At 48.8% G+C, this 17,863-nt stretch carries 17 protein-coding genes and 1 pseudogene; 1 reads left to right on the top strand and 17 read right to left on the bottom strand.

Translation table 11 applies throughout. The features are described from left to right. Positions 1-32: 32 nt before the first annotated feature. From ACMP1L_RS09280 to ACMP1L_RS09270, 3 genes are read right to left on the bottom strand one after another with little or no spacing between them, the layout of a single operon-like run. Entirely contained in the window at positions 33-566 is a 534-nt protein-coding gene (locus tag ACMP1L_RS09280; RefSeq protein WP_418452830.1) for a methylated-DNA--[protein]-cysteine S-methyltransferase, read from the bottom strand. A 45-nt stretch (positions 567-611) separates the two neighbouring features. Continuing rightward, positions 612-2,279 (bottom strand): thiol reductant ABC exporter subunit CydC, encoded by a 1,668-nt coding sequence (cydC, locus tag ACMP1L_RS09275; RefSeq protein WP_418452800.1) that lies wholly within the window; start codon positions 2,277-2,279, stop codon positions 612-614. After that, positions 2,276-4,015: an ABC transporter ATP-binding protein/permease gene (locus tag ACMP1L_RS09270; RefSeq protein WP_418452798.1), complete on the bottom strand. Its 1,740-nt coding sequence runs from the start codon at positions 4,013-4,015 to the stop codon at positions 2,276-2,278. The genes cydC and ACMP1L_RS09270 overlap by 4 nt, the downstream gene beginning before the upstream one ends. A 272-nt stretch (positions 4,016-4,287) precedes the next feature. Between ACMP1L_RS09270 and ACMP1L_RS09265 the strand changes: the two genes are divergently transcribed. After that, positions 4,288-4,779, top strand: a complete 492-nt coding sequence (locus tag ACMP1L_RS09265) for an HD domain-containing protein (RefSeq protein WP_418452797.1) — start codon at positions 4,288-4,290, stop codon at positions 4,777-4,779. Here ACMP1L_RS09265 and ACMP1L_RS09260 read toward each other — a convergent pair. The 14 genes and pseudogenes from ACMP1L_RS09260 to udp form a co-directional block, all read right to left on the bottom strand. Beyond that, on the bottom strand, positions 4,776-5,348 hold the full coding sequence (locus ACMP1L_RS09260; RefSeq protein WP_418452795.1) for an NUDIX hydrolase: 573 nt from the start codon (positions 5,346-5,348) through the stop codon (positions 4,776-4,778). The two genes, ACMP1L_RS09265 and ACMP1L_RS09260, sit on opposite strands and share 4 nt — an antisense overlap. Positions 5,349-5,400: 52 nt before the next feature. Then, the gene (locus tag ACMP1L_RS09255) at positions 5,401-6,180 is read right to left on the bottom strand and encodes a copper homeostasis protein CutC (protein ID WP_418452794.1); all 780 of its coding nucleotides are present in this window, start codon (positions 6,178-6,180) and stop codon (positions 5,401-5,403) included. Between the two features lie 44 nt (positions 6,181-6,224). Continuing rightward, the gene (locus ACMP1L_RS09250; protein WP_418452792.1) at positions 6,225-7,568 is read right to left on the bottom strand and encodes an MATE family efflux transporter; all 1,344 of its coding nucleotides are present in this window, start codon (positions 7,566-7,568) and stop codon (positions 6,225-6,227) included. Positions 7,569-7,648: 80 nt separating this feature from the next. Further along, positions 7,649-8,317 (bottom strand): CatA-like O-acetyltransferase, encoded by a 669-nt coding sequence (locus ACMP1L_RS09245; protein WP_418452791.1) that lies wholly within the window; start codon positions 8,315-8,317, stop codon positions 7,649-7,651. A gap of 25 nt (positions 8,318-8,342) precedes the next feature. After that, complete coding sequence (locus ACMP1L_RS09240; RefSeq protein ID WP_418452789.1) at positions 8,343-9,737, bottom strand: ATP-binding protein; 1,395 nt, start codon at positions 9,735-9,737, stop codon at positions 8,343-8,345. 3 nt (positions 9,738-9,740) lie between these two features. Beyond that, the gene (locus tag ACMP1L_RS09235) at positions 9,741-10,643 is read right to left on the bottom strand and encodes a hypothetical protein (RefSeq protein WP_118732298.1); all 903 of its coding nucleotides are present in this window, start codon (positions 10,641-10,643) and stop codon (positions 9,741-9,743) included. Positions 10,644-10,679: 36 nt separating this feature from the next. Continuing rightward, on the bottom strand, positions 10,680-11,069 hold the full coding sequence (locus ACMP1L_RS14075; RefSeq protein ID WP_475544535.1) for an NAD(+) diphosphatase: 390 nt from the start codon (positions 11,067-11,069) through the stop codon (positions 10,680-10,682). A gap of 132 nt (positions 11,070-11,201) precedes the next feature. After that, positions 11,202-11,663, bottom strand: a pseudogene (locus tag ACMP1L_RS14070) (YbaK/EbsC family protein); the annotation flags it as partial. Positions 11,664-11,810: 147 nt separating this feature from the next. Further along, positions 11,811-13,100, bottom strand: a complete 1,290-nt coding sequence (serS, locus tag ACMP1L_RS09225; protein WP_118732299.1) for a serine--tRNA ligase — start codon at positions 13,098-13,100, stop codon at positions 11,811-11,813. A gap of 280 nt (positions 13,101-13,380) precedes the next feature. Continuing rightward, the gene (locus ACMP1L_RS09220) at positions 13,381-14,571 is read right to left on the bottom strand and encodes a phosphopentomutase (protein WP_418452785.1); all 1,191 of its coding nucleotides are present in this window, start codon (positions 14,569-14,571) and stop codon (positions 13,381-13,383) included. A gap of 10 nt (positions 14,572-14,581) precedes the next feature. After that, positions 14,582-15,001: a cytidine deaminase gene (locus ACMP1L_RS09215; protein WP_418452828.1), complete on the bottom strand. Its 420-nt coding sequence runs from the start codon at positions 14,999-15,001 to the stop codon at positions 14,582-14,584. Between the two features lie 68 nt (positions 15,002-15,069). Next, on the bottom strand, positions 15,070-15,735 hold the full coding sequence (deoC, locus tag ACMP1L_RS09210; protein WP_418452784.1) for a deoxyribose-phosphate aldolase: 666 nt from the start codon (positions 15,733-15,735) through the stop codon (positions 15,070-15,072). A gap of 49 nt (positions 15,736-15,784) precedes the next feature. Next, positions 15,785-16,495, bottom strand: a complete 711-nt coding sequence (gene deoD / locus ACMP1L_RS09205) for a purine-nucleoside phosphorylase (RefSeq protein ID WP_373245410.1) — start codon at positions 16,493-16,495, stop codon at positions 15,785-15,787. 38 nt (positions 16,496-16,533) lie between these two features. Further along, entirely contained in the window at positions 16,534-17,313 is a 780-nt protein-coding gene (gene udp, locus ACMP1L_RS09200) for a uridine phosphorylase (RefSeq protein WP_418452783.1), read from the bottom strand. Between the last annotated feature and the right edge of the window lie 550 nt (positions 17,314-17,863).

Raw genomic sequence — 17,863 nt, 5'->3', positions numbered from 1 at the left:
GCAGATTTCAACTCTGCCCGGTCCCTCCAAACTTACAGCGCTGTTCCCTTCTTGGGAATGAAAAAGTGGCTCATATCAGTATGTTCCAGCTTAAGCAGTGCTACTTTTTTCTCTATGCCTCCTGCATATCCCGTCAGGCTTCCGTTACTTCCGACCACCCGGTGACAGGGAATGATAATGGAAATCGCATTATGCCCCACTGCACCGCCTGCCGCCTGCGCAGACATACCGGGAGTCCTTTTCACGGCAGCCAGCTGTCTGGCAATCTCCCCGTAGGTTGTGGTCTGCCCGTATGGAATCTGCAATAAAATCTGCCATACTGACTGCTGGAAAGCTGAACCGGCAGGATGAAGGGGCGGGGTAAAGGCCGGCTCTTTTCCAGAAAAATATACATCCAGCCATTCTTTTGCTTCTGACAGAACCGGTGTTTCCCGGGAAATATGTTCGTCCGGAAGTGTACTGGCAAAATACTTCTGCCCGCTAAACCATAAGCCGGTAAGTCCGATTTCATCCGCAGCCAGCAGAATTTCTCCCAATTTTGATTTGTATATACAAGTGTATACCATATTTTTCATATTTTACAACTCAACCGATGGATTATAAAAGCAGAACTAATGCCGGAATTTCTCTGCATTCAGGATCCGCTCACATCCTGTCAGCGTGCTTGCACGGTGAGAAATCAACAACAGCGTCTTTCCCGCGTACTCTGTCTCCAGAGTATGCAGCAGTTCCTTCTCATGCAGTGCATCCAGCGCGCTGGACGGCTCGTCCATCAGGCAGACATCCGGATTTCTGAGAAGCACCCGCGCAATGCCGATACGCTGACGCTCTCCGCCGGAAAGCCGCGCGCTCATCTGTCCCATATCGGTGTCATAGCCATCTGGCAGAGTTTCAATAAACTCTGCGATTCCGGCACGTTTTGCTGCTATTTTGATCTCTTCCACCGCAGCATCCGGCTTTGCAACACCGATATTTTCCGCGATCGTCGCGTCAAACAGGTAGGTATCCTGTTCCAGGAACGCGATACGCTGATGCAGTTCCGTAAAGCTGATCTGCTCAATCGGGATACCATTGATGAGGATCTGCCCTTTTGTCGGCGCATAAAACCGCAGAAGCAGACGCAGGATCGTGGATTTTCCCACACCGGACTCCCCGGCAATTCCTACCCGGTCTCCCTTTTTGATGACATAATCAAAATGCTCCAGAATATTTTTCTGTGTGCCCGGATAAGCAAAGGTCACATCCCGGAACTCAATGGTCTCGATCTCACCGCAGGGAACCGGATGTTCCGGTTCCCTGGTCTCCGGCTCTGCATCTTCAATTTTAAAGATACGTTCTGCCGCCGCATAGCTCTCCAGCAGGCTCGTCACCACAAAGGTCAGGCTGAAAGTAGAGGACAGTGATGCCGTTGCCGCAAAAGACAGGGCAATGGTTCCCACCGGATGATTGATGCCGCGGGATGCCAGCACGCCGGCGCACACCAGGATCAGGATTCTTGCCAGGTACACGAAAAAGTTCGGGAAGGATGCTATGGTCTGGCGGTGCAGAGTCAGTCCCAGAGCCGCCTGATTCACCTTCAAATTCGCTTGTTCCACCACCTGCATGCGGCGCTGTCCGGCACCGAAAATCTGGATATCCCGGATGCTGTAGACACTCTCCAGAATCTTGGATTTCAGATCCCCAAGCCGTTCCCGATAACGCATGCCGATCCCCCGGCCGGCCTTTAATGCCACAAGCGGAAGCACCACGCTGATGATCAGGTAGATTGGGATCAGCACCAGGGCATACAGCGGATTTACGCACCAGGCGATCACTACCGTTGTCGTCGGAAGCAGAATGACCGTAAACATCGGCCCGATGGTATGGGCAAAAAAGTATTCCAGCGTCTCAATGTCCGACACCGCGATGTTCATCACATCACCGGTCTCCCGCCCGATCAGATACGCCGGAGCGATGCGGTCGATGGCATTGAACAGATGCACCCGCATCTTTGCCAGAATGCCATAAGCACCCAGATGGGAAAACACACCCTCCAGATAGCGGCAGACCGCGATCAGGACCGCGCAAACTGCCGTCAGGGCCGCATAAATTCCGGCTCCGTCACTAAATCCGGCCGCAGCCAAAAGCCACAGGGCTCCAAAGCCCATCAGTCCCATATGTGACAGGGCTCCAAGGGTACTGGCCAGCGTGGAGATGCCAATATATTTCCAGATTGGGCGTCCCATCATCAGAAGGCGGTAATTCATCTCTTTCATCGAATAACTGAATTTCCGTTTCATTCTGCCACCTCCATTGCCTGCTGGCGCACCACCAGTTCTTTGTAAAGTCCGGCCTCTGCCATCAGGACTTCATGAGTCCCATGCTGGGCCACCCTGCCATCTCTCAGCACATAAATGCAGTCTGCATTCTGCACGGAGGACATGCGATGGGAAATAATGATGAGCGTCCGGCTCTCGGCCAGATGTCCGATGGTTTTCCAGATTTCTTTCTCACTCTGCGGATCCACGCTGGATGTTGCCTCATCAAAGATCATGTACTCTGCCCTGGAAAGCAGCGCCCGGGCAATGCCCATCTTCTGGCGCTGTCCGCCGGATAAAGAGCTTCCGGCATTTCCAACATCGGAATCCAGCCCCTTACTCTGGGAACGGATAAAAGCGCCAAGTCCTGCTTCTTCCAGTGCCTCTAAAAGCGCAGCATCCTTTGCGTCCGGGTCCGCTAACAGCAGGTTCTCCCGGATCGTACCGGAAAACAGATTGACCTGCTGCGGCACCATGGCAATGTGTTTTCGCAGCTCCTCCGGCTTCATGCTGCAGTAATCTTTTCCTTCTATATAGATTTTTCCGGATAGCGGGTCGCAAAACCGCATCAGAAGAGATGCCGTTGTGGATTTTCCGCAGCCGGATAAGCCCACCAGCGCAGCCACCGTTCCTTTTGGAACCGTCAGGGAAATATCCTGCAAGGCTCTGCTTCGGCCCTCGTATCCATAGGAAACATGATCCATGCGGATTCCCTCAAAATGCTTCGGATCTTCCGGAAGGGACGGCTCGTACGGACGGGAGGTATCGGTATCCAGGATCTCCTCCACCTTACCTGCCGCAGCGATCGCTGTCAGTGCGCTGTGGGAAGCGTTCATCAGCTCCTTTGCGGCAGAGAAATAGCTGTAGGAAAGCATCAGCACAATCAAAGCCTGAGCAATGGTCATGCTGCCATCCGCAATGCGGCCAGCGGAATTTACCAGTGCAAACAGAATGGCCGCGTAAATCATGGCTTCCGTTACCAGGAAGGACGTAAAGTTGACTTTCATAAAACAGTTGATGTTGTAGTTTAAAATATCTGCCTTCTCCCCCAAAATCCGGGAATGCTCCTGATCCCGGTTAAAGAGCTTCAGCGTGGTCAGACCCCGCAGGCTGTCCATGTAATAGCCGGTCATATCATCCAGGGATTTCCAGTAAGTCTTTCGGATCTGCTCAATCCGGCAGCGGAACAGATTATTCACCGGAAGCAGCACCAGAGAAACTGCCAGAAGCAGCAGAGCCACCGGCATGGAAATGTTCTTTAAATGAAAGAACAGATAAATCGGCGCCAGAATGCTGCAGATCAGGCTCGGCAGATAAGTGCTGAAATACATCTGCATCTGCTCCACCGCATCCACCGAAGCAGTGATAGCCGAAACCGGTCCGATCTTTTCAATGCCTCCTGCATCCAGCTCCAGTACCCTGGAAAAAATCATACGGCGCATACTGGTTCTCGCTTCGGCTGCCGTCTTGTATTCCAGCAGGCCCTTCCCCATCTGTGCGCAGAACGTGAACAGCGCCACCACAAGTGCCCCACGGATGGCACTGCCCGCCGATGACAGCGCCTCCTGCGGCTCAAACAGACTGCCCAGGAATCCGGCAATGATCTCAGCCAGCGCTGTAGTGCCGACCAGCGTCAGAAAGCTCACACCGGCAATAGCCAGGATCCAGAGCCAGAGACCACGGGCCAGGCGCAGCAGTGTTTTATTCATGAAAAGCATGTTTTGTTTCCCCTCAACTTTCTCTTATTTTCTCAGTATATGCGGCGCAAAAAGCGGCGCAGGGATCGTTCCCGCTCCGCTTTTGCCGCAACGCATTTATTTATTAGTATATCCGTTTTCACCGGATGCAGCAATATCAAATGCTCTCTGTTAAGAAATAAATTTTAATTACCACAAACTGACCATTGCCATCTCTCTGAAATTGATTATAATACGGGTTGTAAAAATATGAACCATAACGAAATCTCAATCTGAGAGGTGATCCGCACCCTATGAAAGCAAAAATTTTCTTATCTTCCAGACTCCAGAGACTTCTGGCCGACACCATCCGGGAACTGGCAATGCAGGGAAGATTCTACGAAGAAAAGGAGGCCATGCAGCATGGCTCTACAACCATCTACCGGCACAGCGTCCATGTGGCATACGTCAGTCTTTTTCTCATGGAAAAATGGCAGTTTCCGATGGATGATGCCTCCCTGGTGAAGGGCGCTCTGCTGCACGATTATTTTTTATATGACTGGCATGAAAACGATGCCTCCCACCGGCTTCATGGCTTCCGCCATCCGGGAACGGCCTTACGAAATGCCACGCGGGACTACGCCTTAAATCAGCGGGAGAAAAATACGATTGCCCGGCATATGTTCCCGCTGACGCCCATCCCGCCGCAGTGCCGGGAGGCATGGCTGGTCTGCCTTGCGGATAAATGGTGCGCCATGGAAGAAACCCTGCGCCCGGCATACCGCAGATTTTTTTGTAGAAATTAATCATTTTTCTTCATCTTCTCCACAAGCTTTCCATATACCCGATCCACAAACCAGGGCTCTGTGGATTTCTTCAGGGCTTCCTCCGGTGAGAACCAGCCCACACCGCTGTTCTCATCTTCCTTCACAAAAACCTGCTCTTCTGAATCTGCTTCCAGAAGATATGTCACATTCAAATGCAGATGGCTGGATACATATTTTCCCCGCTTCACATGTCCGTCTACCGTCAAAGATTCCAGAGAAAAAATTTTCTCTGACACCGGGCGCACACAGGAAATTCCGGCCTCTTCCTTCACCTCCCGGATCGCCACTGCCAGCAGATCTGTCTCACCGTCTGCATGACCGCCCAGCCAGGACCAGGAATCATAAATATTGTGATACACCATCAGAACCCTGCTCCGATCCTTATTGACCACCCAGGCCGAGGCTGTCATATGCGCCACGGTATTATCCCGGGAAAATGCATCGTCCTGAGTCTCGATCCAATTCAGGATCAGGGACTTGTCCATTTCCTCCTGCTCGTTAAAAGGCTGATATGCCCTTATTGACTCCATCAGTTCCTGTCTGTTCATTCCAATACGCTCCTTTTTCATGGTTGGTAAAAATGCTTCGCAAAATCCTGCCTCATCTGCCATCCTCACCGAGAGTCCGCAGAATTTCCGCAGCACGGCGGATTTCTGCCTCATCTGTGCGATAGCATTCAAATTCACTCAGGCTCCCGAGTCCCATATGTACACTCTCATTCCGATAACGCATACCGCTCTCCAGCAGCCTTTTTCCGGACATATGAAAGGCACGCACTCCTGTTTTTTTCGCGATTTCTGCAATATTCACAGACGTCACGCCTGCCCCGGCAAGGATAGTCACTCTGCGGCTGTCTGACCGGCTTTGATCGGTAAGCTGCACAAGCTTTTTAAGGAGCCCGCATCCGGCGAGGCAGTCTGCCTCCTGACCGGATGTCAGGATCGTATCCACGCCCAGTTCTGCTGACTTTTTTAAAGCTTCAAACGGATCTGCACACACATCAAAAGCACGGTGCATGGTAACTGCACAGCTGCCTGCTGCTTCCATCATCTCCTGCATCTGCTCCGTATTCAGTGTTCCATCTGCATTCAGGCTTCCAATCACAACTCCTTCTGCCCCTTCCTGCGCAAAATGGCGAATATCCTGAAGCATCTGCCGATGCTCATATTGCGTATATAAAAAGTCACCAAACCTTGGACGGATCAGCGTCCGGACCGGCAGTCCTGTTTCTTTTTTTACCTGCTCAAATAATGGATAGCCGGGCGTCGTTCCCCCAATTACAAGGTTAGCGCACAATTCCAGGCGTGTTGCACCACCCCGTTCGGCAGCCAGTGCCGATTCCACGCTGTCCACGCATACCTCTAATATATAATCCTTCATTTACTAAGATCTCCTATGAAACCAATGTCCTTGTTACAACCTGCTTAATCCGTAAAACAAAACAGGCTTTGTTTTCTGATTTTATAATACAACAGTCCCACGAGGTCTGCCAGTGCCCATCCGATCGGAACTGACCACCAGATACCGACCACACCGATCTCCGGTATTGCAGATAATATATATGCCAGAGCCACTCGGGTTCCCAGTGAAAAAACGGTAAGCACTACACTCATCCCGGGTCTTCCTAAAGCCCGGTACAGACCATATAGCAGAAACAGCCATCCGATTCCAATATAGCATGCTCCTTCAATACGCAGATAGCGTACCCCCTCCATGATGATATCCGTTTCTCCGGCATCTATAAATATCATCATAAGCGGCTTTGCAAAGACATACACCAATGCAGATATCACCACACAGAAAATTGCGGATATCCGCACAGCTTCTTTCAGTCCCTGCTGTATTCTCTTCTTTTCTTTTGCTCCATAATTCTGTGCAATAAACGTAGAAAATGCATTTCCAAAATCCTGGACAGGCATATATGCAAAAGCGTCGATCTTTACAGCAGCCGCAAATGCAGCCATAATGACTGTTCCAAAGCTGTTTACAAGTCCCTGGACCATAAGTATTCCAAGATTCATGACCGACTGCTGGATGCATGTCAGCATGGAAAAAGAGAGGATTTCACGGATCCGTTCTTTTTTCAGATAACCGATTTTCCGGATCGCACGCACCTGCTTATGATTTACGAGTGTATAGAGCATGATACCAAGTCCTGACAGATACTGTGAAAGCACAGTTGCCTGCGCTGCTCCTGCCACTCCCAGCTCCAGACCGATAACAAACCAAAGATCAAGTATAATATTCAACACAGATGACAGGGCCAGAAACACAAGTGGTACAACAGAATTACCGATTGCCCTGAGATATGAAGTGAAATAATTGTACAGAAAAGCAGCCGGAATCCCCATAAAGATCACAAACAGGTATGCTCTCATGTCTCCCCACACTTCATCCGGAACTCTGAGAAACGATCGAAGCCCGTCAAGGCTCACGTAGGCAATCATATTCAGTAATACCGTCACAGCAGCAATAAAGAAAAACGAGGCACAGATATCCTCTTTCAGTCCATTTTCATCACGCTGGCCAAACCGGATAGAAAACAACGCACCGCTTCCCATGCACAGGCCCAGAAGAATGGATGTTATAAATGTCATAAGTGTAAATGAGGAGCCTACCGCAGCAAGCGCCTTTTCGCCCAGAAAGTGCCCGACAATCAGTGTATCTGCTATGTTGTAACACTGCTGCAGCAGATCTCCAAGTATCATCGGAATGGCAAATAAAAGCATTGACCTTACAACAGGTCCTTTTGACAAATCTCTGTTCACCTTGTGCCTCCAAAATGTAAGTTTTATATTTCGTCACGCATCAAAGATATCAAAGGCTTGCGGCTGTAAAAATCCATTTTTTATTCCGGATCCTGATTCCTCACGGACAGGCAGTCAACAGCTTCCTGAAGTCTCTGAAAAAACATTCCCGCATGATAGCCGTCTGCTACCGCATGGGCTATCATCAGGTTCACAGGCATCAGAATCCGGTCTCCTGATTTTTCATATTTTCCCATGGTAATGATCGGAAAATACATCAGTTCTGTACTGTTAACCGTCCTGCTGCCAAATGCCGTAAATGCAGCCCAGGGCACGCAGGAAATGCAGTAAAAATTGGCTGGCTGTCCTGCTTTTACCTTGATTCCTCTTTTCTCCTGTCCCTTTTCCATATCCTCTGTGATTTCCCGGTAAAAGGTTTCAAAATCATCAGAATAGCCCGTCCAGCAATCGGAAAAGGTTTTATCATCCTCATGAAAAATCGTATAATTCGGTACCACCTGATCCCACACACATAAATTTCCCTCCGCATCTCGAAACATGCGGAAATTCTCCATCTGGTTAAGTACCTTTGTTACCAGATAAATGATAGACGGATAAAATTTATGACCGCTCTCATGACAGAAATCCAGCAGATTTTTCACATTGATCGGCACCGTCATATTGCATTCGATTTTTAATTTTTCCGTATAATATTGATAGTGTTCCCTGCGCGGCCAGGCAGCCATATCTATTTTTCTGTAGCCAGTCATGGTATCCTTACTCCCTTCCTATTATTTACAGCAAATCCAGCAGTACAGCATAAAACGGCTCATTCTGCTTTACCACCAGCAGCAACTCTTCCTTGGCGCCATTTAACTGGTGAAATAAGCGCCTCACCGATCGGTCATCGGAGCGCAGATAATTCTGTCTGTCATAAAAATACCGCTGATCCAGTACCATGGCAAGACGGCCTGCGCAAATGGCCGGTTCCGCTTCATTCAAAATTACCTGATAGCCCTGATGCTGCGCATCACTCAAAAGAACGTCTGCCTCCCGGTCATCGTTGGCATACAGCAAGGTAACATGCGGAAAATGTCTTCCCTTTTTGCGTTCTGGAAGACACATCATGTTCTGGATAAAAGAAGAAATCTCTGCATTTGTCCGGATCCTGTTTGTGAGCCGGAAGCTCTGAATTCCGGAGATTTGTTCCAGCGCATGTACTGCTGCCCGGTCCAGTTCCTCCGGAGATAGCATATTCTCATAATCGCTTGAGAAGATGACCGGCCGGTTCCCGCAGTACCGCAGCAGATATTCCAGTTTTTCCTGAGAAAGGAGATGCGCTTCATCTACAAGAACAGCACTTGCGCCTGAAAGAATATCTGACGTAATCTGAGCGTCCGCCAGGTACTTTACCCGCCTCAGCCGCTCATGCAATACCTTCCACTGCTCCACAGCCTCTCCACAGTGGATCAGACAGACCTGCTGTCTTACAGAAAGCTTCATGGCCATATCATAAAGAAGCAGAGTCTTCCCCGTTCCCGGAAGCCCCTGAAACCAGTAATATCCGGTTCTTTCCAGACGGATCTTCTTTAAGATCTGCCGTTCAATATCCCGCTGCTGCGCTGTCAGAAAATACTCTTTTTTTAAGAATCGGGAGGGCTCCGTCAACGGGGAGATCAGAAACAGTTCCGCCTGAAACAGTGCTTCCGCATTCCCCCTATAGTCTTCGCTTTCATTCTGCAGCTCACTGCACAACTGCTCCCAGTCCGTATCCGCAAGATGGTCATGGTTCGTCAGGCGGACCAGACGGTTCTGGCTGCTGATATACGTATACGACCGGATCGGTTTCCCCAGTACTGACAGATAATACCGGTTCTGCAGAAGCTGACGACGCATAGCCTCCTCCGACACTGCTCCGCTTTTCAGCTCAATATTGACAATCTGGTCTTCCTTGATCTGAAGAAGATCAAATTCCTTTCCCAGCCGCGGAATCTGGAAAGAATAGAAAAAGCGCAGTTCGCAGACATCCGGCATCCGGCTTTCCAGCTGCTCCACCAGATTTTTCAGACTGTCTAACTCCCATTCCCGCATTTTTAACGGCTTTTCCCGTTTGGACAGCTGACGCTCCATTCTGGAAAGCTGTGCCAGATTCTGTTTTCTTGTAATGGCATAAATTGAAATTGATTTCATAGATTAACTCCGGATTTTTAGTGAACTTCCACTCATATCTAAATCCAAAAACACCTTAATCAGCCAGAAAAACACCAGCAGTACCAAAACCGGAATCACACAGGAAGTGATAAGCATCACGGCGATGGCTTCTGCAAAACGGCTTAAGGAATGTTCAATCTTCTGCAGCAGTTCTTCGGAAGATAATGTCACATTTTCCACGACGCTGGTCGCCGTTTCTTTTGCGCTTTCAAGAGCGCCTTTGGCTTTTTCCCAGAGACTAGCTACGCCCGTACCCTTATTTTCCAACTGATCAGAAGACTGGCCAGTCTGTGCTCCACTGTTTCTCTGTTGCACCTCTGCTCCTTCTCCCGATTCGCTCTCCAGAATCTTCTGCGTTCCTTTTGCTTCTTCCAGGGTCATCTCAATCTGAGCATGATAGGTATTATCGATCAGATCAGACAACTTTACACTGGCAGGAACCACCAGAAAAATACAGATACCAAACGCCAGCAGTCTCCTGGCCAAACGGCCAATACTGCGGTTTTTCAAAATCAGATTTCCAGCAAACAACACGCACGCTGCCGGAATGAACAGCTTAAACGCCGCGTAACCAGTCAGCGTTACCAGATACTTTTCCAGATATACAGCACAAAGTACAATAAGCAGATATCCGCTCAAATCCGCAACCTTTTCTGCAATCGGTGTTCCCACATCACCCGGAATCAGCGTGATCAATGCCGATGTAGCGGTAGCTGCCACTGTCAATTCCAACACCGTACCTTTTTTCTCATCCAGTGCTGCAATAGTCGCTTTATGATGTTCCGGGGCTGATGCATATTTTGCTCCTGCGCTAAATGATAAAATCGCAAATACAAGCAATAGCACAATTCCAATCCATTTCTTTTTATCATAGGTAAGATCCATCTCATTCCTCCCTCTGTCCATCCTCTGGTGCCCGGTTTACTTTATTTTCTCATCCAGATACGCATCCAGAAACCATTCCGCGAGACTGTTCGGCCGGATATTCGCTCTCGCTTCTTCTGGCGTAAACCACTTGCAGCGGTCGATTTCCTGATTGATATGCAGTGCTTTCGCATTGTCTACATAGGCAGTAAAATTGCACATCAGCGTATTAGACGGCTCAAAAAAGCGGGTGCGGTTGAATTTCATGTGGGTTACATGAAGCCCGGTTTCTTCCCGAACTTCCCGTACCGCAGCATCTTCCTCTGCTTCGCCCCGGTTCACATAGCCCGCCACCAGAATATAAGTCGGCTTTCCATACTGCTGGATCAGAAGGATCTTTCCTGTCTCTTCATCCGTCACGATCATGCTGACCGCCACGTTATACATAGGGAAACGGTACTGCTGGCACTGCGGACAGTAGGGAACGATACCTTCTCCTTCCAGATCTTTTTCAATGAGTTCCGTACCACATTCATAACAATGTTTCTGAATCATACTCGTGCACTCAGTTTCCTCCGGCTCCTTACATACATCTACCCATCCTTTCGCCCCAGCTACTTCTTCCAGTTCCGGAATCGTCAGTTTTACAGCGCTGTGGTCGTTGCCTGCTGCCGGGTAAACCACTTCAAACTGCTTCAGACTTTCATCCAGATACACTTCCACACCTTCGTTGATGCCAAAGGGGCACACACCGCCCGGCGCATGACCTACATACTGTTCTACCTCATCAAACGGGATCATTTTCGCTTTCACATGGAAGGTATCTTTGTATTTCCGGTTGTCTACCTTTGCCGTTCCCTCTGTCAGAATCAGCACCGTTTTCTCTCCCTGCAGAAAGGACATGGTCTTTGCAATCATGGCGGGCTGCACGCCCAGCGCCTCTGCGGCCTCGTTAACGGTTGCCGTTGAATCCTTCAGTTCGATAACATGATCCAGAAAGCTCTTGCTTTCCAGATATGCCTTTGCTTTCTCCAGTGACATGTTCTTTTGTTCCTCTCTCGCTCGCAATATTTCAAACCTGAATACAGCGAAAGCCACCGCATACGAAACGTGCGGCGGCCTTCTGCCATCGTCTTACAGTCTGCAAATGCCTCTGGCATTCACAGGCCTGTTTCAACATATTTCTTTCTATTTATGCTTCGGTACCATAACTTCCATACCGCCCATATACGGCTGCAGCACCTTCGGAATCTTGACAGTTCCATCTTCCTGCAGGTTGTTCTCCAGGAATGCGATCAGCATACGCGGCGGAGCCACTACGGTGTTGTTTAAGGTGTGAGCAAAGTACTTTCCATCCGGTCCGTCTACGCGGATCTTTAAGCGGCGTGCCTGTGCGTCTCCTAAGTTGGAGCAGGAACCTACCTCAAAGTACTTCTTCTGACGCGGGGACCATGCCTCTACGTCGCAGGATTTTACCTTTAAGTCTGCCAGGTCACCGGAGCAGCACTCCAGAGTGCGGACCGGAATGTCCATGGAGCGGAACAGATCTACGGTATTCTGCCACAATTTGTCATACCACATCTTGGACTCTTCCGGCTTGCAGACAACGATCATCTCCTGCTTCTCAAACTGATGGATACGGTACACACCGCGCTCCTCGATGCCGTGTGCGCCCTTTTCCTTACGGAAACATGGAGAATAGCTGGTCAGGGTCTTCGGAAGTTCATTCTCCGGAGTGATGGTGTCGATGAATTTACCGATCATGGAATGCTCACTGGTACCGATCAGGTACAGGTCCTCACCCTCGATCTTGTACATCATGGCGTCCATCTCAGCAAAGGACATAACGCCGGTTACGACATTGCTGCGGATCATGAACGGAGGGATGCAATAGGTGAAACCGCGGTTGATCATGAAATCACGTGCATAGGAAATCACTGCAGAATGCAGTCTTGCGATATCACCCATCAGATAGTAAAAGCCGTTTCCGGCTACCTTGCCTGCTGCGTCTAGATCAATACCGTCGAAGGTCTTCATGATATCGGTATGATACGGAATCTCGAAATCCGGTACAAACGGATCGCCGAATTTCTCGATCTCTACGTTCTGGCTGTCGTCTTTACCGATCGGTACGCTGGGATCGATGATGTTCGGAATGGTCATCATGATCTTTAATACCTTTGCCTCCAGCTCGGTCTCCTGAGCCTCCAGCTCTGCCAGGCGTGCTGCGTTTGCTGCTACCTGAGCCTTAACCTCTTCTGCCTCGTCCTTCTTGCCTTGGCCCATTAACTGACCGATCTGCTTGGACAGCTTGTTGCGGGATGCGCGAAGGTTATCAGCCTCAGCCTTCGCTGCGCGGTTCTTCGCGTCCAGCTCGATAACCTCGTCAACCAGCGGAAGCTTTTCAAACTGGAACTTATTCTCGATATTTTTCTTTACGATGTCCGGATTTTCACGGACAAACTTTAAATCTAACATTTTTTCCTCCTGTATACGTTTCCCTGTTCCCGACCACCAAGCGCGACTGGAAACAAAAAATGTAGTATAATCAAATCGATTATACTACATTTCTATCGGGTTGGAAACCCCTAATTCCGGGAATCCAGCCCGTATCATTTTTATTTTGTTACTGTTCACGCGTTGCGCAAACAGCAACGGATTTTGCCGATGCTTCGCATTCCAGATCGGCAAAATCTGCTACCAGAACTATATCGTACGGAATTTTCAGTTCAGAAAATTCCTACCATGTACAGTAACTTTATTTCAGCCGGTTAAGGATCGAGTATCCGATGGTTCCATCCGGCATCTTTACGCCAAAATCCTCTGCAATGGTCGCTCCGATCACGGCAAAGGTATCTGTCTCCGGAAGTTCTCCGTTTTCTTTGAGTGCTTTTGAATAAGCCAGAAATGGCACCTTTTCGCGGGTGTGGTCTGTCCCGGTATAGGTCGGATCATTTCCGTGGTCGGCAGTGATGATGAGAAGATCATCCTCCCGCAGGGTATCTAACAGTACACCAAGATTTACATCAAACTTTTCAATCTCCTGTGCGTAGCCGGACGGATTTCTCCTATGGCCCCACAGAGCATCGAAATCTACCAGATTTACAAAACAAAGTCCATGAAAATCTCTCTTTGCCACATCGATGGTCTGCTCCATACCATGCACAGAGCTCTTCGACTTATAGGCCTCCGTGATGCCCTCGCCTACAAAAATGTCATTGATTTTTCCGATTGAAATGACATCAAAGCCTGCATCCTTTAATGCATTCAGCGCAGTCGGGCCAAACGGCTTTAACGCATAGTCGTGGCGGTTGCTGGTACGTCTGAACTCACCCTTCTTTCTGCCCACGTACGGTCTGGCAATGACTCGGCCAACTTTCCACTCATCCTTCATGGTCAATTCTCTGGCAATCTCACAGCAGCGATACAGCTCATCGAGGCCAAAGGTTTCCTCGTTGCCGCAGATCTGAAGCACAGAATCTGCTGAAGTATACACGATCATGTGCCCGGTTGCAATCTCTTCCTCCGCAAGTTCATCCAGGATTTCCGTACCGCTGGCGCTTTTGTTTCCGATAATTTTATGCCCTGTACGCTTTTCAAGTTCTTTAATGAGCTCCGGCGGAAATCCGTGCTCTGTGAAGGTCTGGAATGGTTTTTTCACCTCCAGTCCCATCATCTCCCAGTGTCCGGTCATGGTATCTTTGCCGAGGCTCTTTTCCCGCAGTTTTCCATAGTAGCCAAGAGCATTTTCCACCGGAGCCACCTGCTTAAGCGGGGTCAGGTTCGCCATGCCAAGCTTCTGAAGATTCGGGATCGTAAAAGTATCTACGGACTCTGAAATATGTCCCAGTGTGTTCACGCCGATATCACCGAAATCAGCAGAATCCGGCATGGCTCCCACTCCAAGGGAATCCATGACTACTACAAATATACGTTTGAATTTCTCCATGTTTTGCTCCTTATGTTAAATTATCCGGTCCAAAGCCCAGCGGCAGCAGTTCTTTTAAGGAAAAGATCTCATATTGCTTCTTTGATGTTGCCAGAATAATCTGAAACTCCTCCGGATCACAAAACTCCACCATCACCTGACGGCAGACGCCGCAGGGAGCTGCATACTTGTTTAATTCCTTGTTCATGCCGCCAACTATGCAGATGGCATCAAATTCCAGCACACCTTCGCTGACTGCTTTAAAAAACGCAGTGCGTTCTGCGCAGTTGCTTGGGGTGTAGGCTGCATTCTCAATGTTGCAGCCGCCGTATACACTGCCGTTTCTGGCAAGCAGCGCTGCGCCCACATGAAAATGGGAATACGGTGCATAAGAATAATCCATCATGCCGATGGCCTGATCGATCAATGCCTCAATCTGGTTCTTTTCCATTTTCTTCATAAAACTCAAACTCCTTTATTGCTTCATCCGCTAAGCTTTCCCAGAAGCCGGTCCGGTAATCAATAGCCGGTTGCCTCCTCCTGCTTTACCAGCTTGATGATACGGCTGGTGCCAAGACGGTCAGCACCCAGAGCAAGGAACTTTTCTGCATCATCCAGGGAAGAAATACCACCTGCTGCTTTCATCTTCACATTCGGTCCAATATGCTCAGAAAACAGCCTGATATCATCAAAGGTTGCTCCTGCTTTTGAAAATCCGGTAGAGGTCTTGATGTAATCTGCTCCTGCTCTGGTCACCACCTCGCACATGCGGATTTTTTCTTCCTCAGTGAGAAGACAGGTTTCGATGATCACTTTCAGAATTTTAGCTCCGCATGCTTTTTTCAGGGTACGGATTTCCTCCTCAATACAGTCGAACCTGCCGTCCTTCACCCAGCCGATATTGATCACCATATCGATCTCATCTGCGCCGTTGGCCAGTGCATCCTTTGTTTCAAATTCCTTGACAGCAGTAGTCATATAGCCATTCGGAAAACCGATGACAGTGCAGACTTCCATCTTATCCTGAAGATATTCTTTTGCCTGTTTTACATAGGACGGCGGAATACAGACAGAAGCAGTCCCGTAAGCAACCGCATCATCACAAATTTGTTTAATCTCAGCCCAGGTTGCAGTCTGAGTCAGCAGCGTATGGTCAACATGCTTTAAAATTTCTTTTATATCCATTGTATGGATCCCCCTTATATATTATGAATTATTTGGACTGCCGATATGATCAGGCCAGCTCCAGTGCAATCTCCATCATCTTGTTAAAACCAAGCTGACGTTTTTCTGCGCTCAGGCGTTCGCCTGTATACAGATGATCGGAAATCGTCAGCAGGCAAAGTGCTTTCTTTCCGGCCTTCGCCGCATTCATGTAGAGGGCAGCCGCCTCCATTTCTACTGCAAGCACGCCCATGCCACGCCATAGATCATTGACATTTCCCATCTCATTGTAGAAAATATCGGAGGAAAGCACGTTTCCGACTACAACATCGGTTCCCTGGCGTTTTGCTGTCTCAACAGCCCGGCTTAACAAATCGTAATCCGCGATTGGTGCAAACGTTCCCGGAAGGCCATACTGATATGCGTAATTGGAATCGGTACAGGCACCCATTCCGATCACTACATCCATCAGCTTCATGTGATCCTGCAAGGCACCTGCAGAACCAATGCGGATAATCTGGTCTACCCCATAGAAGTTAAAAAGCTCATAGGAATAGATTCCCATGGATGGCATGCCCATACCTGCGCCCATAACGGAAATCTCTTTTCCTTTGTAGGTTCCGGTATATCCGAACATATTGCGGACCGCGGTTACCTGTCTTGCATTTTCCAGATATGTCTCTGCAATGTACTTCGCACGCAGCGGATCTCCCGGCATCAGTACGGTTTTTGCAAAATCGCTGGCTTTTGCACTATTATGCGCAGTTGGTGTGTTCGTCATAATCATCTTTTCCTTTCTTTCCATAAGATTTCGTTTTTTCAGACTTGTGCTGCATCTTCCAGGATCAGTTTCCGGATCGACTCGATTGCTACCCGAATTGCCATATCGGTATCATGGGCTACCGGATTCGGCAAACCCTGTTTCTCACGCTCCTGATTTGCCATCACTAAAAACACAGATCCACAGCGTACATGAAGCGTACTTGCCACAATGAAGAGTGCCGCAGACTCCATCTCGGACGCCAGACAGCCCAGACGTTTCCAGGCCTCCCATTTGTTCAGAAGCTCATAACTCACCGGCATGGCTTCCGGCGAATGCTGGCCATAGAACGCGTCCTTGCACTGCACCACACCAACATGACAGGTCTGGCCCAATTCTCTGGCGGAAGCCCGCAGTGCATTGGTGATGTCCAGATCCGCAATGGCCGGAAATTCGATCGGTGCATATTCCTTGCTGGTTCCTTCCATGCGAATGGCACCGCTTGCCACAACCACATCCCCGCTCTTGACATCCAGCTGCACGCCGCCGCAGGTACCCACACGGATAAAGGTATCTGCACCGCACTTCACCAGTTCTTCCATAGCAATGGATGCAGACGGACCGCCAATACCGGTGGAAGTCACACTAACTTTCACGCCGTCTAAATAGCCTGTGTAGGTTACATATTCACGACTGTCTGCCACCAGCCTGGCATCGTCAAAATAAGCTGCAATCTTCGCACAGCGTTTTGGGTCTCCCGGAAGGATTACGTAACGTCCAACCTCTCCTGCTCCAACCTGAATGTGATACTGCTTATCCGGATTTTCTGAATACTTCATCTTTCATTCCCCCATTTCATTGATCTGAATGCCTGCCACAGGCTGATAGTGTCTTCAGCTTCGTTCATTTTCACATTTTATATCTTTATTCTACCATATTTATATCACATTTTTCATAAGCAAGAAAGGACAAATTACTATTTAAGGGAATAGCACGAAACTTCTGCTTTACTGACTATTCTACGATAATGAATAACGCAGCCAGAACGATATTAACGAAAGTCTGTAAAAATAGACTTTTCCAAATATCATTCTGGCTGTGTTTTGTTTTTTGGTAGAGTGAATGCCTGACTGTAGCCATTATCTTCATTGGCTCCACTAGAGATAAAAAATCACGCAAGCACAAGGTATTGGTTTAAAACTCTTACGATTGCTTGCCATAGGATACCTGAAAAAACGGACACATCAAGGTTATAACAAGCGCTCACGCGACCTTGGTCAGTATCCTTATGGTTGCACGGTTTTAATTATCGTAACGGAGCCAATAAGGTAGAAGTTCCGGAAACCGCGTACAGAATAAGCAGAAACATTGGAATTTGCTTTGTGAGCG

The organism is Ventrimonas sp. (genome assembly GCF_048380235.1).
In the GTDB taxonomy this organism is placed as follows: Bacteria; Bacillota; Clostridia; order Lachnospirales; family Lachnospiraceae; genus Brotaphodocola.
Note: the sequence above shows the minus strand (reverse complement) of the source record. Positions and strands in the feature narration are given on the sequence as shown.

Coding starts and splice junctions, on each gene's coding strand:
- ACMP1L_RS09280 (WP_418452830.1), bottom strand. CDS start 566: ATGGTATACACTTGTATATACAAATCAAAATTGGGAGAAATTCTGCTG.
- serS (WP_118732299.1), bottom strand. CDS start 13,100: ATGTTAGATTTAAAGTTTGTCCGTGAAAATCCGGACATCGTAAAGAAA.
- ACMP1L_RS09245 (WP_418452791.1), bottom strand. CDS start 8,317: ATGACTGGCTACAGAAAAATAGATATGGCTGCCTGGCCGCGCAGGGAA.
- ACMP1L_RS09255 (WP_418452794.1), bottom strand. CDS start 6,180: ATGAAGGATTATATATTAGAGGTATGCGTGGACAGCGTGGAATCGGCA.
- udp (WP_418452783.1), bottom strand. CDS start 17,313: ATGAAGTATTCAGAAAATCCGGATAAGCAGTATCACATTCAGGTTGGA.
- ACMP1L_RS14075 (WP_475544535.1), bottom strand. CDS start 11,069: ATGTATAACGTGGCGGTCAGCATGATCGTGACGGATGAAGAGACAGGA.
- ACMP1L_RS09260 (WP_418452795.1), bottom strand. CDS start 5,348: ATGAACAGACAGGAACTGATGGAGTCAATAAGGGCATATCAGCCTTTT.
- ACMP1L_RS09220 (WP_418452785.1), bottom strand. CDS start 14,571: ATGGAGAAATTCAAACGTATATTTGTAGTAGTCATGGATTCCCTTGGA.
- ACMP1L_RS09235 (WP_118732298.1), bottom strand. CDS start 10,643: ATGGATCTTACCTATGATAAAAAGAAATGGATTGGAATTGTGCTATTG.
- ACMP1L_RS09270 (WP_418452798.1), bottom strand. CDS start 4,015: ATGCTTTTCATGAATAAAACACTGCTGCGCCTGGCCCGTGGTCTCTGG.
- cydC (WP_418452800.1), bottom strand. CDS start 2,279: ATGAAACGGAAATTCAGTTATTCGATGAAAGAGATGAATTACCGCCTT.
- ACMP1L_RS09215 (WP_418452828.1), bottom strand. CDS start 15,001: ATGGAAAAGAACCAGATTGAGGCATTGATCGATCAGGCCATCGGCATG.
- ACMP1L_RS09265 (WP_418452797.1), top strand. CDS start 4,288: ATGAAAGCAAAAATTTTCTTATCTTCCAGACTCCAGAGACTTCTGGCC.
- deoC (WP_418452784.1), bottom strand. CDS start 15,735: ATGGATATAAAAGAAATTTTAAAGCATGTTGACCATACGCTGCTGACT.
- deoD (WP_373245410.1), bottom strand. CDS start 16,495: ATGACGAACACACCAACTGCGCATAATAGTGCAAAAGCCAGCGATTTT.
- ACMP1L_RS09240 (WP_418452789.1), bottom strand. CDS start 9,737: ATGAAATCAATTTCAATTTATGCCATTACAAGAAAACAGAATCTGGCA.